Origin of the sequence: uncultured Campylobacter sp., from assembly GCF_944323605.1 — a bacterium.
In the GTDB taxonomy this organism is placed as follows: Bacteria; Campylobacterota; Campylobacteria; order Campylobacterales; family Campylobacteraceae; genus Campylobacter_D.
In genome coordinates, this window is record NZ_CALUTC010000013.1 from 1 (window position 1) to 23,482 (window position 23,482).

General features: G+C 30.6%; 28 protein-coding genes and 1 other RNA gene. 9 read left to right on the forward strand and 20 right to left on the reverse strand.

The window, feature by feature from the left end; translation table 11 throughout:
- Positions 1-326: 326 nt before the first annotated feature.
- The 4 genes from Q0J35_RS07275 to Q0J35_RS07290 are packed head-to-tail and all read left to right on the forward strand — an operon-like array spanning position 327 to position 3,576.
- A complete protein-coding gene (locus Q0J35_RS07275; protein WP_297194965.1) occupies positions 327-680 on the forward strand; it encodes a flagellar protein FlaG in 354 nt (117 codons plus the stop codon).
- Between the two features lie 9 nt (positions 681-689).
- Entirely contained in the window at positions 690-2,978 is a 2,289-nt protein-coding gene (fliD, locus tag Q0J35_RS07280) for a flagellar filament capping protein FliD (RefSeq protein WP_297194968.1), read from the forward strand.
- 12 nt (positions 2,979-2,990) lie between these two features.
- Positions 2,991-3,377, forward strand: coding sequence for a flagellar export chaperone FliS (fliS, locus tag Q0J35_RS07285; protein WP_297194970.1), 387 nt, complete (start codon positions 2,991-2,993; stop codon positions 3,375-3,377).
- Positions 3,358-3,576 (forward strand): hypothetical protein, encoded by a 219-nt coding sequence (locus Q0J35_RS07290; RefSeq protein ID WP_297194972.1) that lies wholly within the window; start codon positions 3,358-3,360, stop codon positions 3,574-3,576. Before fliS ends, Q0J35_RS07290 begins: the two co-directional genes overlap by 20 nt.
- 29 nt (positions 3,577-3,605) lie before the next feature.
- Here the strand turns inward: Q0J35_RS07290 and Q0J35_RS07295 are convergent, their stop codons facing one another.
- Genes Q0J35_RS07295 through Q0J35_RS07320 form a run of 6 tightly spaced genes read right to left on the reverse strand, consistent with a single transcriptional unit; the run spans position 3,606 to position 6,095 of the window.
- Complete coding sequence (locus tag Q0J35_RS07295; RefSeq protein ID WP_297194974.1) at positions 3,606-3,761, reverse strand: hypothetical protein; 156 nt, start codon at positions 3,759-3,761, stop codon at positions 3,606-3,608.
- Complete coding sequence (locus tag Q0J35_RS07300; RefSeq protein WP_297194976.1) at positions 3,722-4,201, reverse strand: hypothetical protein; 480 nt, start codon at positions 4,199-4,201, stop codon at positions 3,722-3,724. Before Q0J35_RS07300 ends, Q0J35_RS07295 begins: the two co-directional genes overlap by 40 nt.
- 11 nt (positions 4,202-4,212) lie before the next feature.
- Entirely contained in the window at positions 4,213-4,590 is a 378-nt protein-coding gene (locus tag Q0J35_RS07305; protein ID WP_297194978.1) for a hypothetical protein, read from the reverse strand.
- Complete coding sequence (locus Q0J35_RS07310; RefSeq protein ID WP_297194980.1) at positions 4,587-4,856, reverse strand: hypothetical protein; 270 nt, start codon at positions 4,854-4,856, stop codon at positions 4,587-4,589. The genes Q0J35_RS07305 and Q0J35_RS07310 overlap by 4 nt, the downstream gene beginning before the upstream one ends.
- Before the next feature lie 17 nt (positions 4,857-4,873).
- Complete coding sequence (locus Q0J35_RS07315; RefSeq protein WP_297194982.1) at positions 4,874-5,473, reverse strand: DUF2589 domain-containing protein; 600 nt, start codon at positions 5,471-5,473, stop codon at positions 4,874-4,876.
- A gap of 46 nt (positions 5,474-5,519) precedes the next feature.
- Positions 5,520-6,095, reverse strand: coding sequence for a DUF2589 domain-containing protein (locus Q0J35_RS07320; RefSeq protein WP_297194984.1), 576 nt, complete (start codon positions 6,093-6,095; stop codon positions 5,520-5,522).
- 212 nt (positions 6,096-6,307) lie between these two features.
- Between Q0J35_RS07320 and Q0J35_RS07325 the strand changes: the two genes are divergently transcribed.
- From Q0J35_RS07325 to Q0J35_RS07335, 3 genes are all read left to right on the forward strand, one after another.
- A complete protein-coding gene (locus tag Q0J35_RS07325; RefSeq protein ID WP_297194986.1) occupies positions 6,308-6,853 on the forward strand; it encodes a hypothetical protein in 546 nt (181 codons plus the stop codon).
- 110 nt (positions 6,854-6,963) lie between these two features.
- Positions 6,964-7,539 carry a hypothetical protein gene (locus Q0J35_RS07330; protein WP_297194988.1) on the forward strand — a complete coding sequence of 192 codons (576 nt, stop codon included), beginning with the start codon at positions 6,964-6,966 and terminating at the stop codon, positions 7,537-7,539.
- Between the two features lie 11 nt (positions 7,540-7,550).
- Positions 7,551-8,285 carry an ABC transporter substrate-binding protein gene (locus Q0J35_RS07335; protein WP_297194990.1) on the forward strand — a complete coding sequence of 245 codons (735 nt, stop codon included), beginning with the start codon at positions 7,551-7,553 and terminating at the stop codon, positions 8,283-8,285.
- Positions 8,286-8,322: 37 nt separating this feature from the next.
- On the opposite strand, the gene Q0J35_RS07340 is transcribed toward Q0J35_RS07335, so the two are convergent.
- The 12 genes from Q0J35_RS07340 to efp form a co-directional block, all read right to left on the reverse strand.
- Entirely contained in the window at positions 8,323-9,645 is a 1,323-nt protein-coding gene (locus tag Q0J35_RS07340) for an MATE family efflux transporter (protein WP_297194993.1), read from the reverse strand.
- Between the two features lie 177 nt (positions 9,646-9,822).
- Positions 9,823-11,196, reverse strand: a complete 1,374-nt coding sequence (locus Q0J35_RS07345) for an anaerobic C4-dicarboxylate transporter (protein ID WP_297194995.1) — start codon at positions 11,194-11,196, stop codon at positions 9,823-9,825.
- Positions 11,197-11,356: 160 nt separating this feature from the next.
- On the reverse strand, positions 11,357-11,794 hold the full coding sequence (locus tag Q0J35_RS07350) for a hypothetical protein (RefSeq protein ID WP_297194996.1): 438 nt from the start codon (positions 11,792-11,794) through the stop codon (positions 11,357-11,359).
- The gene (locus Q0J35_RS07355; protein WP_297194999.1) at positions 11,791-12,108 is read right to left on the reverse strand and encodes a rhodanese-like domain-containing protein; all 318 of its coding nucleotides are present in this window, start codon (positions 12,106-12,108) and stop codon (positions 11,791-11,793) included. Before Q0J35_RS07355 ends, Q0J35_RS07350 begins: the two co-directional genes overlap by 4 nt.
- Positions 12,108-13,931, reverse strand: a complete 1,824-nt coding sequence (gene htpG, locus Q0J35_RS07360; protein ID WP_297195001.1) for a molecular chaperone HtpG — start codon at positions 13,929-13,931, stop codon at positions 12,108-12,110. Before htpG ends, Q0J35_RS07355 begins: the two co-directional genes overlap by 1 nt.
- Entirely contained in the window at positions 13,928-14,632 is a 705-nt protein-coding gene (locus Q0J35_RS07365) for a lysophospholipid acyltransferase family protein (protein ID WP_297195003.1), read from the reverse strand. The genes htpG and Q0J35_RS07365 overlap by 4 nt, the downstream gene beginning before the upstream one ends.
- Complete coding sequence (locus Q0J35_RS07370) at positions 14,607-15,767, reverse strand: hypothetical protein (protein ID WP_297195005.1); 1,161 nt, start codon at positions 15,765-15,767, stop codon at positions 14,607-14,609. Before Q0J35_RS07370 ends, Q0J35_RS07365 begins: the two co-directional genes overlap by 26 nt.
- Positions 15,764-16,408, reverse strand: coding sequence for a phosphoribosylformylglycinamidine synthase subunit PurQ (purQ, locus tag Q0J35_RS07375; RefSeq protein ID WP_297195008.1), 645 nt, complete (start codon positions 16,406-16,408; stop codon positions 15,764-15,766). Before purQ ends, Q0J35_RS07370 begins: the two co-directional genes overlap by 4 nt.
- Entirely contained in the window at positions 16,405-16,641 is a 237-nt protein-coding gene (purS, locus tag Q0J35_RS07380) for a phosphoribosylformylglycinamidine synthase subunit PurS (protein ID WP_297195010.1), read from the reverse strand. The genes purQ and purS overlap by 4 nt, the downstream gene beginning before the upstream one ends.
- A complete protein-coding gene (gene purC, locus Q0J35_RS07385; protein ID WP_297195012.1) occupies positions 16,635-17,345 on the reverse strand; it encodes a phosphoribosylaminoimidazolesuccinocarboxamide synthase in 711 nt (236 codons plus the stop codon). Before purC ends, purS begins: the two co-directional genes overlap by 7 nt.
- Positions 17,342-18,670 carry a S41 family peptidase gene (locus tag Q0J35_RS07390; protein WP_297195014.1) on the reverse strand — a complete coding sequence of 443 codons (1,329 nt, stop codon included), beginning with the start codon at positions 18,668-18,670 and terminating at the stop codon, positions 17,342-17,344. The genes purC and Q0J35_RS07390 overlap by 4 nt, the downstream gene beginning before the upstream one ends.
- On the reverse strand, positions 18,671-19,240 hold the full coding sequence (gene efp, locus Q0J35_RS07395; RefSeq protein ID WP_297195016.1) for an elongation factor P: 570 nt from the start codon (positions 19,238-19,240) through the stop codon (positions 18,671-18,673).
- A 94-nt stretch (positions 19,241-19,334) separates the two neighbouring features.
- On the opposite strand from efp, the gene rnpB reads away from it, so the two are divergent.
- Positions 19,335-19,657: RNase P RNA component class A (gene rnpB / locus Q0J35_RS07400), an RNA gene on the forward strand.
- Here the strand turns inward: rnpB and Q0J35_RS07405 are convergent.
- Positions 19,645-20,661 carry a UDP-N-acetylglucosamine--N-acetylmuramyl-(pentapeptide) pyrophosphoryl-undecaprenol N-acetylglucosamine transferase gene (locus Q0J35_RS07405; protein ID WP_297195018.1) on the reverse strand — a complete coding sequence of 339 codons (1,017 nt, stop codon included), beginning with the start codon at positions 20,659-20,661 and terminating at the stop codon, positions 19,645-19,647. The genes rnpB and Q0J35_RS07405 overlap by 13 nt on opposite strands.
- Positions 20,658-21,821, reverse strand: coding sequence for a putative lipid II flippase FtsW (gene ftsW / locus Q0J35_RS07410; protein ID WP_297195020.1), 1,164 nt, complete (start codon positions 21,819-21,821; stop codon positions 20,658-20,660). Before ftsW ends, Q0J35_RS07405 begins: the two co-directional genes overlap by 4 nt.
- Before the next feature lie 144 nt (positions 21,822-21,965).
- Between ftsW and Q0J35_RS07415 the strand changes: the two genes are divergently transcribed.
- Positions 21,966-23,480, forward strand: coding sequence for a hypothetical protein (locus tag Q0J35_RS07415; RefSeq protein ID WP_297195023.1), 1,515 nt, complete (start codon positions 21,966-21,968; stop codon positions 23,478-23,480).
- Positions 23,481-23,482: the final 2 nt, after the last annotated feature.

The window sequence follows — 23,482 nt, forward strand, 5'->3', positions numbered from 1 at the left end:
AGATTCTTTAAGAGAAAAGAACTGCATTACATATAAACTTGGTGAAGCCTTGATAGAAAATATGAAACGGGGGGGGGCATTGAAATATATAAGATTTATGAAAGATGTGCGTAGGATAAAAAAAGTTTTTAAAAAAGCTTAAAGTATAAATTAGGGTAGAGGGGAGTTGGGAAGGGTTAAGTGCTTTAAAAACTTGCTTATATTACGGAATAAATTTTGCTTGTTATCTTTTAAATAAAATATTTTTTATTTTTTATGATTTAGGTATAAAGATTTTACTAGAAATGTCGATTTGTCTTACAAATAAAAGTTAGTAAGGGGAAAAAATGGAGATGAAAGCGTTGAATATGGCTGATATAAGCCCTCAAATTAGTGTTTCTAACCAAAGTAGTAGTCAAAGGGCAGCTTTTCAAAATTCTGCTCCTAAAACTCAAAACGGTGAGCAAAACAATGAACAAACACCTAGTTTGAGCGAATTAACTAAGGAACTTAATCAGCAAATAGACACATTAAATACAAATGTAAAATTTGAATTTAATGAGCAAATAGGTGAGCTATATATAAGCGTAGTAGAAAAAGATACCGGAAATGTCATAAGGCAAATTCCAAGCGAAGAAGCTATGAAGCTTAGAGAGCATCTTAAAAATTTGGTTGGTATGATATTTGACGGTAATTATTAAGGAGATAAAATGGCACTAGGTTCAGTAACAAGTATGGGTGTGGCATCTGGGGTATTAACTAAAGATTTATTTGATCAATTAAAAACAGCCGATGAAGCCGCACAAGTAAAACCTTATGAAAAAAAATTAGAAACAAATACAGCAAAACAAACCGCTTTGACAGAGCTTTTGACTAAGCTTACTACTTTTAAGTCAGCAGTTTCATCTTTGGGAGATTCTACAGCATTTGCAAATAGAAAAGTTGAATCAAGCGTATCTGACAATCCAGCAGCTACTTTAACTGCTTCAAGTGGTGTGGCTTTACAAGATCTTATGGTAGAAGTTATGCAAATAGCTAAGAATGATGTTTATCAAAGTAAAGGCTTTAATAAAGATACTGATACAGTTCTATCAAGCCTATCTTCAGGTCAAAAAGCTACTTTTACCTTAGTTCAAAATGGAAAAGAATACGCTATAGAAGTGGATTCTACTACTACTTTTAGACAGTTAGCAGATAAGATAAATGACGCTACTGACGGTAAAATACAAGCAAAGATAATAAACACTGGCGAAAAAACAAATCCATATAGATTAACATTGACTAGCACAGAAACAGGTGTTGATAATGCCATAGGTTTTTACGCTGGTTCAAAAGATAGTAATGGAATTTATCAAGAAACACAAGAAGCTAAAGACGTTTTATCAGCCTTAGGTTGGAATTTAAAAACTACAGATTTTGACGCTGAAGGATTTGGCGGATTTAGTTCTAGTTCTGCACAAAAGGTTCAACTATCTTCAAATGGCTTGCAAGATTCTTTAGGACTTACAAGCGATATTAAATTTACTGTTTTTGTTGGCGATGAAAGTTTTGAGATAGATGCTCTTACAACTGATACTTATGATGATTTGGTGAAAAGGGTTAATACTGTTACAGGTGGAAAAGTGCAACTCTCAGCTGGTGGAAATGTAAATAATGAATTTTCTTTCTCATTTTCTGCCGGTTTAAATGCTCCAAGTGGTTCTGAAGTAAAGGTTTTTGATGGTGTAAAGGTTGCCGGAGCAAGTGGAGATGTATATCAGACAAATGCAGATGCTTCTTCTTTCTTATCAAATAATTTAGGTTTGAATGTCGTTAAAAATTATGGCGTTGATGATGCAAATGGAGAGTATCATATAAAACAAGCTCAAGATGCTATATTTACTTTAGACGGCGTTAGAATGATAAGATCTAGCAATCAAGTAAATGATATAGGTGCTGGACTAACTCTTAGCCTTAAACAAGAGGGAGAAGTAAATTTTAGTATCGAACAAGATGTTGCCGATATATCAGAAACTATGAACAGCCTTGTTGAAGCTTTTAATGAGCTTACAAATTTCTTGACAGAGGCTACTAAATACGATGTTGATACAGGGGTCGCTGGAGACTTACAAGGTGTAAGTGAAGTAACAAGCTTAAGATCTAATATCATATCCCAGTTATTTCAAACACAAATGGTAGATGGTGTTGAAATCGATGATGATGGAAATGAAGTATCTACAAAAGTTATGGCTTCTTTACAGGATTTTGGTTTAACGCTCAATGAAAGTGGGCTTTTGACCTTTGATTCTTCTGTGTTTAATGAAAAAGTAAGTGAAGATATAAGTTTCGCAGAAAAATTCTTTTCAGGTGTTTCTGGTTTTGAAGAATTAAACTATGTTGGAGAAAGTATCAAACTTGACCAAGATATAGACTTTAAAAACAGTGGTTTTAAGATAACTTTTAATGACAAAACTTATGATTTATCAAAAGATGTTGATGGTAATGATTTTGTATTAACAGGTGCTGATGCTGCTGAAAGAGCTAAGAATTTAGCAGAGCATATAAATAGTTTCGCCATAGAGGATTTAAATGTAAGTGTTGAAGAAATATCTGTGAGAAATGGCTCTACAACTACTGTAGAGTATATAATAAAATTTAATAGCGACAATGGCTCTGATTTTAAACTAGAAGGAAACGAAAGCTTTTTAGAAGGTCTTGGACTAGAAAGCACTCAGCTTTCGCCTCAATACGAGCAAGGAACAGGTATTTTTGCTAATCTAAAAGAGGTTTTAGACGGTATAAATGGCTCAAACGGAACTCTTACTCTTTACGAGCAACAGTTAAAAAGTGAAAGCAAACAGCTTCAAGAGAGCAAACAGCAAAGCCAAGATAGAATAGACGCAAGATATGAAACCTTGCAAAATACTTGGGTTCAATACGAAATAATAATGTCAAAACTAAATACGCAGTCAAATGCTATAAGTCAAATGATAGCTGCTATGAGTAGCACAGAACAGTGAGGAAATTAGGATATGCAAAATAATTTAGCTTATAATGCCTATACGCAAAATCAAATGGGCGTTGAATCGCCGCAAAAACTCATAGAAATGCTCTATGAGGGGCTTTTGAAATTTTGTTCTAGGATAAAAATAAGCATAAGAAATGAAGATATAGAACAAAGAACTTACTATATCAAAAGAGCTACTGCTATATTTGTAGAGCTTATTAACAGCCTTGATTATGAAAGAGGTGGAGATGTTGCTTACTATCTGAATGGACTTTATACAAGAGAAATTCAGCTTTTGTCTTTAGCAAATTTAAAAAATGATGAAAGCAAGGTAGATGAAGTAATAAATGTTGTTAGAGGCTTGTTAGAGGCTTGGAGGGAAATTCATCAAGATGAAGCAGTGGCTCAATGATTTTAAGATAGCTATCATAGACGAAAATATAGACGAAATAGAAAGACTTTTAGATAAAGATATTAAAAGTGATGATGTAGATACTTTAAGACAAGCTAAAGCATTGATAGATGAGGCTTTTGAGCTTTTAAAAAATAAAAAAGACATCTTAGCTCCAAAGATACAGAAGCTAAAAAATGCTAAGAGATTTTTCGAATAAAAATCGACGGTGAAATTCACCGTCTAAGTTTATGCCAGAATGCTTTTATAATATTCATATTTTTGTTTTCTATCCTCTAGACCATTAAATCCACCATTTATGCGTTTGGTCATAGATTTTATATCGTCTTTATCGCAAAGTTCATTTAGTTTTTCTCTTTTCCAAAAATACAGAGCAGATTCCAAACACCTTCATCGCTACTGCAGTATTCTACAGCTTCATCAAGGCTTTTTCCTATGCTTTTTGCAAAATCAAGATAATTATTTTTGCCTGTTAGCTGTATGTAGCCTCTACCTCTAAATTTATATCCTTCTTTACTTCCTTCATCGCCATTTCCCATACGATTGGCATATACTCTACTAGCAATTTTTTCTGGCTTTCTTTCATATTCCTTTGCTATAGTTTCATCTTTAAAATATTTTGGAAAAACTTTTAAAAGAGCAGAAGATGAATAATTTAAATTTTCGCTAGTAAATTTAAAATTTCCACTCTCGTGTGCGCACTGTGCTAAAAAACCGCACACCCTGTTTAAAGTATTTATTTCGTATTTTTCAAATAATGCTAAAAGCACTTCTAGCTTTAGTTTTGGGCTAATTTTGTCTAGTTTTTCTTGACTTAAATTCATAATATCTCCTTTCATTTAAAAACTATTAAAATACCATTGAGATCCTTATTAAGAATCTCCTCGCCATCTAGTTTTACATTATCTTTAAAAATTTTTATTTGATGCGTAGTATAAGTTTTAAAAAACCTTAAAAATAAATTTGGTTTTTTTGTATGAAAGTTATCTCGCCCATCTTTATAAACCTTGAAACTCAGCTCTATGTTTAGTGTATAATTTGGATAAAAAAGCATTTTAAATGCCTGTTCCAGGTTTATATCAGCTTTTTTGTGTAGGAAAAAAGCAAGATCTTTATATCTCTTATCAAAAAAATCACTTGCTATCTTTTGACACCTTATTTGCTCTTCATTCAAAAGATGGGCAAATTTTTTTAGAGTGATTGCTTTTTTCATTGTTCATTCATCCATAAAGGCTTTTTTGTAAAACCAACATGATATACAAGCCATTGTTGAACCATTTGATGTTCCCCTATATTTAAAAGCTTAAAATTCTTTTCACAAGCTATAATTCTTCCCTTTGGAAAATCATTTAAACACCTATTTAAAAACTCCGTGTTTTTATTTGCTTCTTCTTCATCGTATGAATTTTGCGTATCTCTTTGTCCTATAACAACTCTTTTAACAAAACTCACAGAACTTAAATCAAAAACTCTACTCACAATCACTCCTTAATTTTTTATACTTCGCTTGAAGCTTGACTTTTTTGTTCTACCGCTTTATTTTCTTCTCTAGGCTGTATAGAAGCTTGTATTATATCAAGCACTCTTGATAAACCTTCGCTCATACCGTCATCTCTAGCGTGTAATTCTACGTGGTATTTAGCTGAAGTATCAGTTCTTCTTGTATTTTCCTTATGAGAGCTTATAGAACCCTTTACAGACACTCTAGCCCTAAAGAAAGCAAAACCTACACTAGCTTGAGCATCTATAGCAACGCTTTTATCGCTTGATTCTTTTTGTTCTTCAGCTGTTTTAACTTCCATATCAAAAGTTATATCCATGCTAGTTATAGATAAACTTGGAACTTTCACTATAGCAAGAAGCGGAGTTTGTATATTCATTTTTTGAACAGAACCATCTTCTTTGATTTGTTCGTATTTAAAATCAACTGTTCTTGCAACTAATTCCTCACCCTTTTGTTCTAAACCAACTGTTTTTATAAAAGTTGATGTAGCATTTGCAAGTTGTAGCTGTGCATCGCAAGCTGCTTGCAATGGACCACCTATTAAAGATGCCATAGGTAAGCCTGAAAATTGATTAACTATTTCTGTTGACATTTTTGCTCCTTTATAATATAAATTTTTTGTCTATTTTGATTTTATTTTATTTTACATCGCCTTCTTCCTCCTTTCTTAGTATTAAATCTTCTTTGTATCCTTGACAATTATTTATTAATTCATTAATCATTCTAGCAGTTCCTTCAGGCAAATCATGTTTGCTCATAGTTAAAGATATGTGTGCTGCTAGACCTTTTTCTTTTGAAAGCCCTCCGCCTACAACATCTATTTTAAGAGTTGGTAGCTTATCAAAGTCCTTTATATCCTCATTTTTAGAGCTTTCTTGTTCGTCAAGTCCTACTAAAGATACATCAAATTCTGTTTTTATACTTTCTATATGAAGTTGATTTATAGGCAACAAATTTATGTAAGGAACGCTGTAATATTTTGTTTTAAAATTCTTAGCGTCTGAATCTGGTATGCCTATTTTTAAAGATTTTGGAAAGATTACAGGTAGCAGTTCATCTGTTACATTTCCTTTTGCATCTTTTTTAAATTTTTTCTTAAAAAAGGTAAATATATGAGATAACTGCGATTCTTGCACATCGCTTTGTGCCTGTGCTACTGCTTTTGCTATCGAAACGATTATATCTCCTAGAGATTGTGTTGTATTTTTTGCCATTTTTAGCCTTTCAAAAAAAATTACATATATATTACAATAATTACTATCAAGTAATTATTGTTGCAAAATACTTTTCAAGTATTTTTCAACAATAATTACTATGTTTTTGTCAAGTATTTTTTAAAAAATAAAATTGACTTTAAATGTATTTTTAGTTAAACTTAGCATGGATAAAAAAGGCTTCTATGTTTAGATATAAACAAGGAGAAGTTATGAAATTTTTAAAATTTGTAGTTGTATTTTTTATATTGACTACATATAGTGCTTTAGCAAAAGGTGCTTTAGAACAAAAGCAAGAATTAGATTCACTTTGTAAGTCCTATGTAAATTCAGTTCAAAATAAGACTTTCAGTGCTGTTTATCCATTCTTTAGCAAAGGCAATGCTAAGAAATTTTCTAAAGATGGTTTTGAATATGAGAATTTAAACTTAGGAAATACGGATTCTTATATAAGAAAATACGAGTTTAAAGGCACAAATTTAGAGAAAGCTTATCAAAATTTGTTGAGCATTCTAGCAAAAAATGACAAGATTGTTCTAAGAAAAGAAATGCCTAGTCAAAATTCACAAGATGCCTTAAATTTAACCCCTAGCGTAAAAAGTGAAAATAAGGGTTATACTTGCTATGTAAGAAAAAATGCAAATGAGCTTTGGATAGAATCTCTTCCTAGCAAGGACAATAAATTTGTATTTATCTTAAATCAAAAAGAAAACAATACAGAGCTTTATTATTACGAGCTTATTGCTTTTGACGAATAAAGTCTTATCCTCCTTTTTAGGAGGATAATATAAAAAATATTTTTTTTATGCTATAATCCAAGCGGATAAAAAATCTATGTTTAGTGTAAATTCTGTTTTAAGGAAGTATTATGGAATTTACAAAAACAACAGTAACTCTTTTAGGACTTTTACTTAGTTTAGTTGTTACAAATTTTGCTACTTTTAACGATCTTGGCGATCTAAACGAAAATGGAAGTGTCTTTCAACAAAGCTCTTCTTTTAGCGGTTTTTGCGAACAAGAAGCTGGCAAAATAGAAAGACGTAGCGGCTATAGCAGCAGATATTATCATCTAATGGCTCAAAGCATAAGCTCAAATTCTCCAAAAAAAGATGTTTTTGGTTTTACATACGCCAATCTTTGTGATTCTTGCTCTGAAGTAAGTATTAGAAAATATTTTTTTAAAGATCTTAGCATATCACAGGCTTATGAAAAGGTAGTAAGCTCTTACCGTCTACCTTTGCGTTTAAATTTACCGGGCAAAGACTCTGAAGATAGTTTTGATGTATATAATGATTTAGAATTAGAAAGCGGTAGAAACTGTTATATACACAGAGGCGGTTTGGTTTGGGTTAGCTCAAGCGACACTTACAATGTGCCTTTATTGCTTTTTAAAGAGGTAAAAGACGGTGTTGAAATGCTTTATTATAAACGTTTAGATGTATGAAAGGATGGCTTATGAAAAGAATTTTTATTTTGTTTTTTATAGCATTTGCCTTTTGTGCTTGTGGTAATGATGAAGCTTTAAGGGTTGGAATGGCACCTAATTATTACCCTTTTAATTTTAAAGATGATGACGGTAAGTTAAGTGGTTTTGATGTAGAACTTGTGAATGAGCTGTCTAAGCGTTTAAATTTAGATGTAGTCTATAAAAGCGATTTAAAATTTGATGATTTATCTTTGGCTCTTTTAAATTCAGAGATAGATATGATAGCTTCTTCTTTTTCCATAACTGCTGATAGGCTTTTATTTGTTGATTTTACTAAGCCTTATTATTTTACTAAAAGTGTTTATGTAAAACGGGGTAATGATATTAGGATAAGAAGCAAAGAAGATCTTAGAAATAAAAAAATAGGTGTCAGAAAAGGTAGTTTGCAAGAAAAAAGCATAAAAGAGCAAAGTATAGCAAGGATAAAAATAGTTTCTATTGAAGAAATTGATAAGCTTTTTAGGCTTTTAAACAGTAAGGAAATAGATGCATTGTTTATAGACGATTCTATAGCAGATGCTTATCTTGGTTTATATAAGGATCTTGAGAAATTTCATTATGAAGAAGACGGTAGCTTAGGCTATGCTTTTGCCTTTAAAAAAAATGAAAACGAAGGGCTTATAGATAGCATAAATGAAGAGCTTGAAAATATGAAAAAAGACGGCATTATGAAGGCTTTATTAGACAAGTTTAATCTACCATAAAGTTATTATAACCCTATCTAAATGGTAGGGTTATTGCTTACATATTTTTTATAGTTTTTTTGAGCAAGAATATAGCTAAAAACATTGTTAGGATATTTGAAACGAATAGACAAGCAAAGACCCCATCAAGCCCAAAAAATAATGGCAATATGTAAAGCCATATAAGTGGCAAGATGAAATTTCTCATAAGTGCTATCATCAAAGAATATGTTGGCTTATTTAGTGATGTTAGAAAAGATGATGAGCTTATATTAAACCAACAAAAAAGATATATAAAAGAAAATAAAATCAGTGCTTTGTTTGCCAATTCAAATATTTCTATTTTTCCCTCTTGTAAAAAAAGATTTAAAATGCTTTGGTGAAAGAAGTAAATACCTAAAAATGATAATAATGAAATAACAAAAGACAAGCCAAACAAGGTCTTTAAAATTTCTTTTATTCTGTTTAAATTTCTTGCACCTAGATTGTAGCTAAATGCTGCTTGCATAGAATCGCAAAGGCTTATAAGTATTACTGCTATAAAGCTGTCTATGTAAAGTATGATAGAGAAAATGGCTACTGAATTTACTCCTCCAAGATTTAGCAAAACTGTATTAGCAAAGCTTACAAAAAGGGCAAAGGATATGGTATTAAAAAATTCGCTACTTCCATTATATACGATATTTTTAAAAAGCTTAAAATTCATATACAAATGGCTAAATTTTAAGTTTAATTTGCAAAATATAAAAGGTAAAAAACACAAAATAGTCCCTATGCTAAAACCTATGCAAGTCGCAAGTGCAGCTGAAAAAATGCCTAATTTCATATAAGATACAAAGATATATACAAGAACTATGTTTGTTATAGTTATGATTATATTTACACACATACTATAAAGTGTTTTAGCACAGATTCTTAGATAATTATCCATAGCAAAAGATAGCATTATAATAGGAGCAAAATATATGAAAATTTTTACATATTCTTTGCATAGTGCTTTTATATTATCATTTGTATCTAGCAAAGATATTAAAAATTCATAAGATAAAAAAGATAATATGCTTATAAAAATAGACAAAGCAAATATTATAAGCACGCAAGCAGTAAAAATCATTCTTGCTCTTTGTTTTTTATTTTGTCCTAAATGTATTGAAATTTGCACAGATGAGCCAACTGCTATCATATCAGCTAAGGCAAAGCACATTATTATAAAAGGCATAACAATGCCCATTGCAGCTAAAGCATCGCTTCCTAAGTAAAGTCCTACAAAAATTCCATCTATAACATAATACGATGACAAAAAGGCAGCAGAAACGACACTTGGTAAAGAAAATTTTGTAAAAAGCTTTAACATACTTGATTTTTCAAAAATATTAAACATAAATACTCCTTAGTTTCACAAAAAAAATAATTTAAAATGTGAAAAAAGGGCTAATAAAGTGCCTGAAAAGATAAAATGTAGTGGTTATAGTGTAGTTTTTGATTCATAGTAAAATTATATAGTAGCAGCACTTAAAAGAATATAAATCCTAGCTTTGTAACAAAGCTAGGAAAGTTTTTAAAGATAACCAGCAATCATAGCTAATACATATCCAGCAACACAAGATGTGAAAACACCTATTAATCCAGGTAAAATAAAGCTATGATTTATAACAAATCTTCCTATATGAGTAGTTCCTGATCTGTCAAATTGTATAGTAGCCAAATCGCTTGGATATGTAGGAAGTATGTAGTATCCGTAACAAGCTGCTGCAAAAGCTACGATTATACCAGGCTCAACGCCTATACCTAAAGCCAAAGGCACAAAAGCTGCGATAGCTGCTGCTTGAGAATTAACAAATTTTGATATTAAAAGCAACATAACAGCATAAGTCCAAGGGTGATTTTCCACAACGCCTCCAAGTGCTGCTTTCATCATAGGAGTATGCACTTCAAACATAGTATCCGCCATCCAAGAAATTCCAAACACAGCCACAAGTGCTATCATACCTGAACGGAAAATTTCGTTTTTGCCTATTTTATTTGCATCTACATTTGTAAAAATCAAAAGCAATGCACCAGCAAGAAGCATAAAAATTTGTATAACAGCTACCATTCCCATAGCTTTGCCATTGAAGTGAGGTCTTAAATTTTCAAATGCTCCAAGTATAGCAACAACAGCGATAGCACCTAAAAATATAAACATAGCCAACCAGTCTTTATTAGGAAGTCTAACGCCTAGCAATGTTTTTGTTTCGCCATATACATATTTTTTGAATTCAGGATCCTTAATTTTTTCTTGAAATTCTTCGTCTTTATCAAGGTCTTTTCCTCTAAACCAAGAATAAATTCCTATACATAAAACTCCAAAAAGTGTGCTAGGTATAGTGATTTGAAGCAAATTTATATATCCATCAAATCCAGCTAATTTATGATCGGCATTAAGAAGCAATGCTGTTAAGCTCACAACTGCGACTGATACAGGGCTTGCTATTATACCCATTTGAGAAGCTACAGATGAGGCTGCCATAGGACGTTCAGGGCGAATTCCATTTTTTATAGCTATGTCATAAATTATTGGCATCATTGTATAAACAACGTGTCCAGTACCGCAAAGTATGGTAAGGGTGCAAGTTACAAAAGGAGCTAGAATTATTAAAAATTTTGGATTTTTTCTTAAAATGAATTCTGCTATTTGTAGCATTACATCAAGTCCGCCACTAGCTTGTAAAGTTGCACTAGCTACAACAACGGCAAGTATTGTAAGCATAACATCTATACTAGGTTTTCCCGGAGCTACTGCAAAACCAAAGGTAAGTATGATAAGTCCTATACCTCCCAAAAGCCCAAGAGCTATACCACCCTTTCTGGCACCGTAAAAAAGACAAATTAGAACAACAGCAAGCTGTATGCCAAATTGCCAACCTTCACTTAAGTTTGTTAAAAAACTCATAGTTGAGACCTTTCAAAAAAAATATAAAATAAAAAATTAGATTCTACAAAAAAAACAAAAACATATAGTAAATAAAAATTAAATGAAATTTAAAAACAATGCCTAGTATAGACTTTCTTTTAGCGTGTTTTGTAAAATAAATACTTTAGTATATTAAAAATTAAGGATTTTTTAGCCTTTGAAATTCATTCATTAAAAATTCTCTAAGTTCGTCGCTTTGCTTTTCTCCGTCATTTAAATAATCTAAAAGCAAGTTTTCTAATTCTTTTAGAAAATAAAAAAGCTCACTTTGCCAAAGCTCGTCATTTTTCTTGCTTAGATTCATAGTTTGTATGAAAGTGAGTTCTCTGCTTAAATCGCTTAATTTTTCTAAAAAAATATCTTTTTGTTCTGTATCCTTGAGGCTGATTTTATCGTCTTTTGCCATATCTTTAAATTCTTTTATCTTGTCATTTATAATATCGCAAAATTTAGGATATAAATCCACCTTTATAGGCCCTAAAAGAGCCTTTTCATCTACTTTTAATGTAAATTTTTGTATGGCAAAATAAAGAGCTAAAAAAGCTAGAGCTGCTATTAAAAGATAAGTAGCTATCATTTTTTAAGTTTTCCTTTGTAAGAAGACATTCCACCGTCTAAATTTACACTATCTAGATTTAAATTTTCTTCTACCATTTTTGCAGCAGTAAAACTTCTTTGACCAGCCTTGCATACAAAGGCGATTTTTTTATTATTTTCTAGTTTTTCTTTGAATTCATTTATGAAATTTTCATTTAGAAAACCTCTATCATCATAAAGGCAAACTAATTTTGCATTTTCTAAAACACCTTCTTTCCATTCAAAAGGACAACGTACATCAAAAATTTCAAACTCATCTAAGTTCGCTTTGTTTATGTTTATATTTTGAACCACTATAAAGCCTTTGTTATAAATTTATTTAGTATATCATTAAATTCTTTTGCATTTTTTACACCAAGCCCCTCATTAAGCTTTGCCATATTTAAAAGAAGTATAGCCACATCGTGAATGTAGCTTTCGTTATTTTTTAATTTTTGCAAAATTTCGTGTTTTAAATTTAATTCTAATATAGGCTTTACATCATCTTCTTGTCCCATTTGTCTTAGTAATTGTTGCATTGCAAAATCAGGTTTATCTTTATCATAAACTATACAACAAGCACTATCATAAAGCCTAGATGAAGGTAATACATCGCTAACTTCATCTTTTAAAATTTCTTTGAATTTGCTTAAAATGCCTGCAAATTCTTGCTTTTCTTCATCACTAACCTTGTTTTCTTCATCGCTTTTATTTATCGCTACAAATTTTAAGCCCTCAAATTCTGGTAACATCGGAGCTATGATAGCGTCTATATCATCATCAAGAATTAAAACATTTATTTTTTTATGTTTATATGATTCTAGTAAAGGAGAATTTCTAAGCAAATTTTCAGAACTGCCTGTGATGTAAAAAATTTCCTTTTGTCCTTCTTGCATATTTTCTTTATATTCACTTAGCGTTATTACTTTGTCTGAATTCATATTTTTAAAAAGCATTAATTTTAGCAATTTTTCTCTTTCAGCACTAAATCCATACAAGCCTTCTTTTATCACTTTTCCAAAGATTTTGAAAAATTTTTCATATTTTTCTTTATCTTTTTTCATCAGTTTTTCAAGTTCGCTTAGTATTTTTTTTACACTAGCTTCTTGCACACTTTTTAAAATGATATTTTCTTGCAAAATTTCTCTACTTACATTAAGCGGCAAATCCTCAACATCTAATATACCACGTACAAATCTAAGATATGTAGGCAAGAGTTCCTTATCATCATCGCTTATAAAAACCCTTTTTACATAAAGTTTTAAATGGCTTTGATAATCCGTCCTATAAAGGTCAAAAGGAGCTACACTTGGTATATAAAAAAGCGTGTTGTATTCTATCTTGCCTTCAGATTTTGTGTGTATGCTAAGTAAGGGTTTGTTTGAATCGTGAAAATTTTGCTCATAAAATTTATCATAATCCTCTTGTTTTAAGGAGCTTTTGTTTTGTCTCCAAAGAGCTTGTGCTGTATTTATTTGCACAACTACAGTTTTTGTTTTTGCTTCTTCACCTTCTTTGGTATTTTCGTATTCTTCTTTTTCCATAAATATAGGAAATTGTATATGGTTTGAATACTTTGTAACTATACTTTCTATGCGGTAAGGGTTTAAAAATTCATCATCTTTTAGAAAAAGCTTTATGCTTGTTCCAAAATCTTCCTTTTCTGCTTCTTTTATATCATAAGAACTTGCGTCAGAAGTCCATAAATAAGCCTTATCATCAAGTGCTTTCTTGCTTAAAACTTCTACTTTTGAGGCTACCATAAAGGCAGAATAAAAACCCACACCAAATTGTCCTATGAGTTGAGAGTCTTTTTTAGCGTCCCCACTTAAATTTTCTAAAAAGCTTTTTGTGCCTGATTTTGCTATTGTCCCTAAATTTGTGTTTAAATCCTCATTATTCATTCCTATGCCATTATCGCTTATGATTAGGATTTTATTTTTAGCATCAAATTTTATATCTATTCTTGGCTCAAATTTTATCTTTTTATACTTATCATCGCTAACTGTTAGTAATGTGAGTTTATCGAGTGCATCGCTTGAATTTGATATTAACTCTCTTAAAAAAATTTCCTTATTAGAGTATAAAGAGTGAATCATAAGTTGTAGAAGCTGATTTACTTCTGTTTTAAATTTCATTTTTTCTCCTTAATTTTTAATCTTTCTTTATCAAGAATATCTTGCATTTGTTTTCTAGTTTCTTCTAACCAATTTTCCTTGCTTGTATCAATTATATCAAGGCATACTATTTTAAGTGTCCCAGAACCTAGCGTAAAATTTTTGCTATCTAAAATCTTAGAAGAATCTACTATTAACAATGGCTGAATTTTCAAATTTAATTTCTCTGCAAGTATCTTAGCCCCATTTTGAAATTTTAAAATTTTTTCAGTTCTTGATCTGGTTCCTTCTGGAAATATCGCTAAAACTCTACCTTCATCTAGTCTTTCTTTTGCCTCTTTTAGAAGTCTTACTATATCTCTTGGGTTTTTTCTATCTATACAGATTAGTTTTGGTTTTGTCATACAAATTTTAAATATGGGGATTTGTGCTAATTCTTTTTTTGCTATCCAAGCTATATTTTTTGGGTAAATTTTTTCAAGTGCTATTATATCAAGCATACTTTGGTGATTCATAAGTATCATATCAGCTTGTTTAATTTCGCCCACAACTTCAACATCAAAAGGTATAATCTTACTTTGTAGTTTAGCCCAAGCTCTTCTTATTTTATGTATTTTTTCTTGAGAATTTGTTAAAGAAAATAATATAAATATGGCAATGGCATTAAAAAAGATAAAGATTATATATAATACAGCCTTACATCTCTTGTAAATCTTTTTCATCTACCCAACCTATTTTTCCATCTTTAAATAGTATTTTTTTGTAGTTTTGCCTACTGTCTAATACCTCTACTTCCTCATCTTGAGAACTGGTATAAAAATAAGTAGAATTTGATGTTGGAAGCAGTTTCGCACTTGCCTTAGCTTTAAAAACAGCCTTGTAGCTAGAGCTTGTTACCATAAAACTAAGAGCAAAACAAACAACAGCTACGCCAAGGAGCAAATAAGACCTTTTAAAAATAAAAAATATAGCACAAATCCCTGATATAAACCAAAGTATAAATTGTTTATAAAAGTCTATAACATTGCTTTGAGGGTTTAAATCGCTTTGAGTATTTACTGTTTCATTTGAGCTTATTTCAACCTCCAAATTTACAGTTTCAAGCTTATTTGTGTCTGTATTAAAATAGCTAAAAGAAAGCTCTTTTTTGCTTGGTGCAAATATAGCTGAATAAAAGGCTGAAGATGAGTTAAAGTCTCCATTTACGTTATCAACCCTTTGTTTTATAAGTGTGGTATCGTTTGTTATGTTGAAATTATTTAAATTTGCATTTTGTGCTTCAAGTGCTACTATCATAACTAAGCTTTTATCGTCAAAATACGAAGTTTTTACTTTTTTTATTTCTAGTTTTGATGCTACTAAATTTGAGTAAAGTCTGTCCGCATTTATCTTTTTAAATCTTAAGTCTTGTATTTTTAAATTACTTTCTTTAAAGGCTACTTTGTTTCTAGTTAAGGATACTTTTATGTTTTTTATATAAGCGTTTGCTGTTTTTGCTTCAAACCATAATATAGCCTCATATTCATCACCTTTTTTATTCCACTTTAAATTTTTATTTAAAAATGCCAAATCCTCATTTTTATCAAGCTCTATATCAAAGCCAAAATCAGATACTTCATTTGTTTTTGCATAAATGATTATAGGAAATACTTCTCCTACATAGTATTCTTTTTTATATTCAAGAGACCTTAAAACTAAGGAAGAATTTTCTTTTGTATCATAAGCTACTTCTTCATTATATTTTTCATTTTCATCGCTTGAAGACATATTTTTGTAAATTTCAAGCTCTGTTTCGTTTAGTTGATTTTTTGAATAGCCAAAAGAAAATAATAAAAAAAGTATAAGCAGAAATTTCATACAAAACCCTTTAGCATTTTAAGCCCAATATCGCTTCCAAGAACCTTATCACACAGCCTTTCAGGGTGAGGCATAAGAGCAAAAATTTTTTTATTTTCATCACAAATTCCAGCTATATCTTCTTTCGAGCCATTTGGATTGTCTATATATTTTAATAGCACCATATCTTTGTCATAGAGCATTTTTATAGTATCATCATCTGCGTAGTAATTTCCTTCTGCGTGTGCTATTGGAATTTGTATCAATTCATCTTTTTTAAAATTCTTTAAAAAAATATTGTTGTTTGAGTGTATTTTTAAAGTCTGCATTTTTGAAACGAAATTTAGACCTTCATTGTGCTTCATAGCTCCTTTTAAAAGACCTAATTCTAAAAGCATTTGAAAGCCATTGCAAATTCCTAGTAAATATCCTCCATTTTTTGCGTGTTTTAGCACAGTTTTCATAGCCGGAGCAAATTTAGCTATAGCACCAGATCTTAAATAATCCCCGTAAGAAAATCCTCCAGGCAATACTATCAAATCAGCCTTAAAATCTTCTCTTTCGTGCCATATCAACTCTGTTTTTACCCCAAGTTTTTCAAAGGCGTAAGCAGTATCGTATTCGCAGTTTGTTCCAAGAAACTGTATAATAGCTACTTTCATAAAAGTATCTCGTAATCTTCTATAACAGTATTAACTAGCAGCTCTTCACACATATTTTTGACAAGTTCTAGAGCCTTTGTTTTATCTTTTTCGTTTATTTCTAATTTTATTTGCTTAGCCATTTTTACATCTGTAACTTTATCAAAATTTAAAGAATGCAATGCTTTTTGAATAGTCTTTCCTTGCGGGTCTAATACCCCATTTTTTAAAGAAATATTTACGGTAACTAACATTCTTTGTTTATCCTTTTTAAAACTTCTTCATAAGCTAATTTTACTGAGCCTAAATTTTGTCTAAATCTGTCTTTGTCAAGCTTTTCATTTGTTTGCTTATCCCAAAAACGACAACTATCAGGGCTTATTTCATCGGATAGGATTATTGTGTTATTTTCATCTTTTCCAAATTCTATTTTAAAATCAATCAGCCTTAAATTTCTTTCATCAAAAAAAGCAAGTAAAATTTCATTTATCTTTCTTGCTATTTTTTTTATTTCTTTTATCTCTTCTTCATTATCTACCAATCCTAAGAGCAAACAGTGCTCATCATTTATAAAAGGGTCTCCTAAAGCATCATCTTTTAAGCAAAATTCAAGCAAGGCAAAAGGCAAAACAGTGCCATCTTTTATACCAAGTCTCTTGCTAAGAGAGCCAGTTGCCACATTTCTTACTATTACTTCTATGGCTATGATTTTACACTTTTTTACAAGCTGTTCGTTATCGCTTATCTTTTCTATAAGATGTGTTTTTATGCCGTTTTTTTCAAGTAGTCTAAAAATTTTCGTGCTTATTTCACAATTTAAAGCACCTTTTCCCTTTTCGCTACCTTTTTTTTCAGCATTAAAGGCGGTTAAGTCATCTTTAAATTCACTAAGTAAGACATTTTCTTTATCTGTTTTGTATAGTTTTTTAGCCTTACCCTCGTATATTAGTTCTTTCATTTATAATCCCTAGTTAAATTTAGTATTTTTACTGTATCTATTGCTGATTTTAGTTGAGCGTCATTATTTATCTGTTCTTTACTTATGATGTTTTTGTTATCACTTTTTTCCTCTTTTTTGTCTTTGTTTGTGTTTTCAAGCTCACCTTGTAAGTGTCTATTTAAATCACTTTCTTTTATGCCAAAACCATCATCTTGAACGGTTATCTTTCCAGCCGCCACTTCTATATCAGGCTTTACTCCAACAGCTTGTATTGTTCTGCCACTTGGTAGATAATACCTTGCTATCGTTAGTTTTATGGCTTCTTTGTCTTCTGTTATAGGTATCACACTTTGAACGCTACCTTTTCCAAAGGTATTTTCACCAAGCACTATGCCTCTTTTTAAATCTTGTAAGGCACCGCTTACTATCTCACTAGCACTTGCACTACCGCCATTTACAAGCACAACAAGTGCCGCATCTGTAATTTTTTTGTTTGCAATAGCTTTAAATTCTTGGTTTTCAGCCTCAATACGACCTTTTTGGGACACTATAACTCCACTATCAACAAATAAATTTGTAAGCCCTATAGCTTGATTTAGCAAACCTCCCGGATTATTCCTTAAGTCAAGCACTATGCCTTTTGCTTTAGGGTATTGTTTTATATATTTACTAGCCATATCAACTACATTTTGATCAAAGCTAGTTACCCTTAAATACAAAATATCATCATCTTCTACAAGTTTAGCATATACGCTTTCTATTTTTATAGTATCTCTTTTTAATTTTATTTCTATTGGTTTTGAAGCAGTTTTTCTTAAAACAGTTATACTTACAGAAGTTCCGGGTTTTCCACGCATTTTGCTTACCGCTTCATCTAACTTCATATCTATAGTAGCTTGATTGTCTATTTTTACGATAACATCTCCAGCTTTTATACCAGCTTTATCGGCAGGAGTCCCTTCTATAGGTGCTATAACTGTTAATGCACCGTCTTTCATACTGATTGTTATTCCAAGTCCTCCAAATTCGCCCTTAGTTTGAATTTTCATATCAGCAAAAGCTTTTTCATCTAAAAATGCTGAATGTGCATCTAAATTTGAAAGAAGCCCGGATATTGATTTATCTATCAAATCGCTTAAATTTTCATCATCTACGTAATACTGTTCTATTATAGAAAGTGTTTTGGTGTATTTGTTAAATGCATCTAATCTTTTTTTTACTTGTTCTTCGCTTAACTGTTCTCTTGCATAGCTATTTTGTGTTATAAAAAAACACAACAATAAAGCACTTAAGAATCCAAATAAACTTACAATTCTTCTTTTCATTTTCAATGTTTTTTTCATTTATTTATTTACTCTTTCTATATATTCACCTTTTGTTGTATCAACTCTTATTAACTCACCTTCTAAGACGTGAAAAGGAATTTGCACCACAGCACCTGTTTCCAAAGTAGCAGGTTTTTTGTTTGAGCCTTGTGTATCGCCTTTAAAATTTGGTGCAGTTTCTACTATTTTAAGTTCTACTACTTGTGGAACTTCTACATCTATAGCTTTTCCATTATGAAAAAGCACAGATACATTCATACCGTCTAACATCCATTTTTTAGCGTCTCCTACATCACTTATGGCTATACCAACTTGTTCGTATGTTTCATTATCCATAAACTGACAAAGATCTCCTTCGTCATATAAATACTGCATCTTTTTTTCTTCTAAATTAGGTGCTTCACATTTGTCTCCTGCGTGAAAAGTTTTTTCTAAAACCTTGCCGTCTATAAAAGATTTTATTTTTATTCTAACAAATGCCGGTCCTTTGCCTGGTTTTACGTGCTGGTATTCAACTATTTTAAAGGGAATACCGTCAATTTCTATTTTTAAACCTTTTTTTAAATCGCCCATAGAGTAAGTAGCCATAAAATAATCCTTAAAAAATAAATGCTTCATATTTTACAAAAAAATATTTAAAAAAAAGTAATCTTAATGTTTAATTTTTGATAAAATTACTTCAAAAGCATAGTAGGCGTTTGCTCCTTTTTGGAGAGGAAAGTCCGAGCTGCTAAAGACAAGCATTCCATCTAACAGATGGCTAGAGTAATCTAAGGGAAAGTGCAACAGAAAGCAAACTACCGCTTTTATGCGGAAAAGGTGAAACGGTAAGGTAAGAGCTTACCAGCAGGTTTGGTAACAAGCTTGGCTATGTAAACCCAATGTGCAGCAAGAAGGGATGGTTATTGTCTTTATTTTTGACCCTTCGCTTGATCTTGTTTGTGAAAACAAGGCTAGATAAATAAACGCCCTCGACAGAACTCGGCTTATCGCTATGCTTTTTTTAAAGCTTTTTTGATGATAAAATCAGCTCCATCTTCTTTTATAATGTCTTTTAAACCGCTTGATATAAGTTCTAGATTGACTAGAAAGATTGAATTTAAAAGCTTTTTTTCATCTTGTAATTCATCTTGTGTAAAGATTTGACAAAGTGCTTTATCTAGTAGAAATTTTGCATTAAAATATTGATGATTTTTGCTAGCGTAAGGGTAGGGTATAAAAATGCAAGGTAAATTATTTGCACAAAGCTCAAACAAAGAGCTAGCTCCCGCTCTTGCTATGGCTAAATCAGCTTGTGTTATTTTTTCATCTAGCTGTTTATGAAAGTCAAACAAATCTACTTCAATGCCTAAATTTTCATAGTATGCTTTACATCTTTCGTATTCGTTTTTTCCGCATTGGTGTATTATTTTAACACCCTTTTCGTCTAGTTTTGTGGCTATTTTTAAAGCTAAATCGTTTATAAATTTAGCACCTTGAGAGCCTCCTAGAAAAATAACTGTTTTAAGTTCTTTTCGAATTCTTGCTTTTTTGAAAAAATTTTCATTCACAGGATAGGAGCAAAAAGTTTCTTCAAAGGAAGAGAAAAATTCTTTGCAAAAAGGCTTTAGTAAAGAATTTAAAAAACCTTTTTTTGAATTTTGTTCGTGTATAAATAAATTTTTGTTTGAAAAAATAGTAGCAAAAGATGCGGCTGCCGCAGAGTATCCACCCACGCTAAAAACATCTTTTATTTCGTGTTTGTTTAAAATTTTTTTAGCTTTTATGCTTAATTTTAATATATTTAAGAAAGATAAAACTTTTTTTAAACCTTTTTGATTTACTACTCCAGTGCTTTCTAAGAAATACTTGTGAGAAAAAAGTTTTTCTTTTTCAAACCAAGCCATATCTTGTCCGCTTGTTGAGCCTATATATATGCATTCTATGCCAAGTTTATTTGCACTTATTGCTAGAGATTTTGCTATGCTTAAATGTCCTCCAGTTCCACCGCCTGTTATAGCTATTATCATAATTTAACCTTTTTTGAAATCATTAAAACACAACCAAGAGCTATGCAAATAGACCACATAGAACTCCCACCGTAGCTTAAAAGCGGAACTGCTACACCTTTTAAAGGCGTTAAAGATATAATCCCAAATGCATTCATAAAAAAAGAAAATATTAAAAGTAGGGCAACGCCCGAACAAAATATAAAATGCACTTTCTTTTCGCAACGACCGGCTATTTTAAAAATTCTTAAAACAAGTGCGAGATATAAAAAACATATAACAAAAAGACCAACAAGACCTATTTCTTCTGTTATGCCAGATAAGACAAAGTCTGTATGCACCTCACTTAAAAATCCAAGCTTAAATATCCCAAGTCCAAGCCCTTCTCCAAAGAGACCACCGTGTGCTATAGCGTTTAAAGAGTGTGAAATTTGATAAGGTTCGCTATTTGAATTTACCTTTACAATCTGCACTAGCCAATCTGGGAAAAATGGTAGAAAAGCGTCTTGTATATTGCCCCACCAATTTGAAATTCTTTCTATCCTTCTTTGTGAGCTAAATATTACCAAAAAACCTATCATTGTAGCTATTACAAGCCCAAAGGCAAAGAGTTTTTTACTTGCTCCAGCAAAAAAAGCTAAGGCTAGTATAATAAAAAAAGATATTACGCTTTGTCCTAAATCGTTTTGTGTTATGTAAATGTAGCCTATGATTATTAGAGCTACTATCATATATGGAAGCAGTATCAAAATTTCACTTTTTATGGCTTTTTTACTATCATCAATACGTCTTGTATAAGACCAAGCAAGAAAATAAATAAGTCCTATTTTAAAAAATTCAACAGGAGATATAGAAATAGGTCCAAGTCTTATCCATCTTTTTGCACCACCACTTGCTGTAGCTAAATTTGTAGGCAAGAAAGGAAGTATTAAAATGGCTATAAATGATATAAGCAAAATTCCTATCATAAGTTTATGAAATGCGGTAGAATCAGGGTCTAGCTGTGATATGAAAAACATTATTAAAATTCCACTCAAGCCAAAAATTAATTGTCTTATAAAAAAATGAAATTCATCGTAGTCAAAATAAAGCACAGTAAAAGCACTCAAAGAATATGAAAAAACTATACTTATGGTTATTAATATAGAGCTTAGATAAAATAATTTCTTATCAGCAGCCAAAACTTCTCCTAAATTTTACTTATAAATAAGCCAAATTGTATATAACTTTGGCTTAAAGCTTTGTTACGCGTCGGATATTAATAATTATATAAGTATTTTATAAAGAAAATTGAAGTATAAATATAAAAACACAAGGATTATTTAATGTCAAGTGATTATGAATATACTTTATACTACTCTATAGTTTTTGGTGTTGCTATCTTTCTTTTATTGCTTTATTATATTTTAGCGGCAATTTTTGTGTATGAGTATTTTATAGCTAAATTTAAAAATATAAGTTATTATAGAAAACTTCTTTATGTATGTATTTTTTTTGTAAGTATTAGATTGTTTTATTCTTCTGTTTCATTGTTTTCAGCTCCTTATATAACAAATTCTTCTTTTATGGTTTATTTTGATTTTATTGTTGATTTTGTAATGCTTATATTGCTGATATTGATACTTAAAAAATTATATTCTCCTTTTTATAAAGCTTTTTTTTATATGCAAAAAAAAGATTATGTTAATTTCTTTAATTCTTTACAAAAAACTAAAAATTGGTGGAAAATGCATAATTTTAAAGGTATGTCTCTTTTTCATTATGCTCTTTATATAAATGACAAAAACGCTATTTATATAATGCTTTCAAAGAAATTAGAAGCTGGTTTTAAAGAAGATAAAGATGAGGTTAAAGTCGTAGATTTCATAAACAATATACAAGATAAGGGTTTGAGTTTAAATTTAGATGAGAAACAAACAAAAGAGCTTTTATTTTTGAGATTAGGCAGCAATGCTATTTTTAAAGCAAATAATGGGCTTAAAAATTTAAGATTGAATCTTAAATTTTTAAATTCACTAAGCTTTGCCTCTTTTTGTGCTAATGATGAAATTGTAGATTTATTGATAAAAAATGGTGCAAATGTAGATGATTATTTTTTACTTTATGGGGAAAAATTTTACGCAGAAAGCTTTGCTGCAATAAATGATAATTTTATAATTGTTGATTATTTTTTCAAAAAATTTAAACAAGTTAAAAATAGACTTAAAATTTTTTATGATAAAGAATTTGTTGATAAGGCTTGTTTGTATGTGATTTATGATGATGTTTCTTCTTTGCAGAATGTAGATACAAAAGATTTTTTTAGACTTTTTTATCTAGCTGTAGCACTTTCTAAGCTCAAGGTTTTAGAGTATTTGCTTAAAAATAAGTGCCATTTATTAGACGGTAAAGAAAAAGAAAATTTACTTGAACTTAGCGTGAAAATTGATAGTATTGGCAGTTTTTGTTTGCTTGAGAAGTATAATTTTGCTTCAAAAACTATTTTTTTCAATGCTGTTTGTATGAATGCTAAATCCATAATAAAATATATGCTTGATAATAATTACACTCCAAATCCACAAGAAATGCTTTATCTTTATTATCTTTGGTTTGATAGTAAAAGTGAGGATTTGTTCGCTACACTTAAGGAAATAGGGCTTAATTTTAGAGATAAACAAGGCGAAAGCCCTTTAATAAGTGCAGCTAAGTATAATCTTACTTGGGCTGCATTTGAGCTTATAGAGGCTGGAGCTGATACAAGCATTAAGGACAATAACGGCAAAGATGCCTTGTTTTATGCTAAAGAGCATAAAAACTTAGAGCTTATTAAAATGCTTAAGCTAAAAAGTGATTTAGAATGAAA

Excerpts from the sequence above, each read along its gene's own strand:
- Q0J35_RS07275 (WP_297194965.1), top strand. The coding sequence starts at position 327 with ATGGAGATGAAAGCGTTGAATATGGCTGATATAAGCCCTCAAATTAGT.
- fliD (WP_297194968.1), top strand. The coding sequence starts at position 690 with ATGGCACTAGGTTCAGTAACAAGTATGGGTGTGGCATCTGGGGTATTA.
- fliS (WP_297194970.1), top strand. The coding sequence starts at position 2,991 with ATGCAAAATAATTTAGCTTATAATGCCTATACGCAAAATCAAATGGGC.
- Q0J35_RS07290 (WP_297194972.1), top strand. The coding sequence starts at position 3,358 with ATGAAGCAGTGGCTCAATGATTTTAAGATAGCTATCATAGACGAAAAT.
- Q0J35_RS07300 (WP_297194976.1), bottom strand. The coding sequence starts at position 4,201 with ATGAATTTAAGTCAAGAAAAACTAGACAAAATTAGCCCAAAACTAAAG.
- Q0J35_RS07305 (WP_297194978.1), bottom strand. The coding sequence starts at position 4,590 with ATGAAAAAAGCAATCACTCTAAAAAAATTTGCCCATCTTTTGAATGAA.
- Q0J35_RS07315 (WP_297194982.1), bottom strand. The coding sequence starts at position 5,473 with ATGTCAACAGAAATAGTTAATCAATTTTCAGGCTTACCTATGGCATCT.
- Q0J35_RS07320 (WP_297194984.1), bottom strand. The coding sequence starts at position 6,095 with ATGGCAAAAAATACAACACAATCTCTAGGAGATATAATCGTTTCGATA.
- Q0J35_RS07325 (WP_297194986.1), top strand. The coding sequence starts at position 6,308 with ATGAAATTTTTAAAATTTGTAGTTGTATTTTTTATATTGACTACATAT.
- Q0J35_RS07330 (WP_297194988.1), top strand. The coding sequence starts at position 6,964 with ATGGAATTTACAAAAACAACAGTAACTCTTTTAGGACTTTTACTTAGT.
- Q0J35_RS07335 (WP_297194990.1), top strand. The coding sequence starts at position 7,551 with ATGAAAAGAATTTTTATTTTGTTTTTTATAGCATTTGCCTTTTGTGCT.
- Q0J35_RS07340 (WP_297194993.1), bottom strand. The coding sequence starts at position 9,645 with ATGTTTAATATTTTTGAAAAATCAAGTATGTTAAAGCTTTTTACAAAA.
- Q0J35_RS07345 (WP_297194995.1), bottom strand. The coding sequence starts at position 11,196 with ATGAGTTTTTTAACAAACTTAAGTGAAGGTTGGCAATTTGGCATACAG.
- Q0J35_RS07350 (WP_297194996.1), bottom strand. The coding sequence starts at position 11,794 with ATGATAGCTACTTATCTTTTAATAGCAGCTCTAGCTTTTTTAGCTCTT.
- htpG (WP_297195001.1), bottom strand. The coding sequence starts at position 13,931 with ATGAAATTTAAAACAGAAGTAAATCAGCTTCTACAACTTATGATTCAC.
- Q0J35_RS07365 (WP_297195003.1), bottom strand. The coding sequence starts at position 14,632 with ATGAAAAAGATTTACAAGAGATGTAAGGCTGTATTATATATAATCTTT.
- Q0J35_RS07370 (WP_297195005.1), bottom strand. The coding sequence starts at position 15,767 with ATGAAATTTCTGCTTATACTTTTTTTATTATTTTCTTTTGGCTATTCA.
- purQ (WP_297195008.1), bottom strand. The coding sequence starts at position 16,408 with ATGAAAGTAGCTATTATACAGTTTCTTGGAACAAACTGCGAATACGAT.
- purS (WP_297195010.1), bottom strand. The coding sequence starts at position 16,641 with ATGTTAGTTACCGTAAATATTTCTTTAAAAAATGGGGTATTAGACCCG.
- purC (WP_297195012.1), bottom strand. The coding sequence starts at position 17,345 with ATGAAAGAACTAATATACGAGGGTAAGGCTAAAAAACTATACAAAACA.
- Q0J35_RS07390 (WP_297195014.1), bottom strand. The coding sequence starts at position 18,670 with ATGAAAAAAACATTGAAAATGAAAAGAAGAATTGTAAGTTTATTTGGA.
- efp (WP_297195016.1), bottom strand. The coding sequence starts at position 19,240 with ATGGCTACTTACTCTATGGGCGATTTAAAAAAAGGTTTAAAAATAGAA.
- Q0J35_RS07405 (WP_297195018.1), bottom strand. The coding sequence starts at position 20,661 with ATGATAATAGCTATAACAGGCGGTGGAACTGGAGGACATTTAAGCATA.
- Q0J35_RS07415 (WP_297195023.1), top strand. The coding sequence starts at position 21,966 with ATGTCAAGTGATTATGAATATACTTTATACTACTCTATAGTTTTTGGT.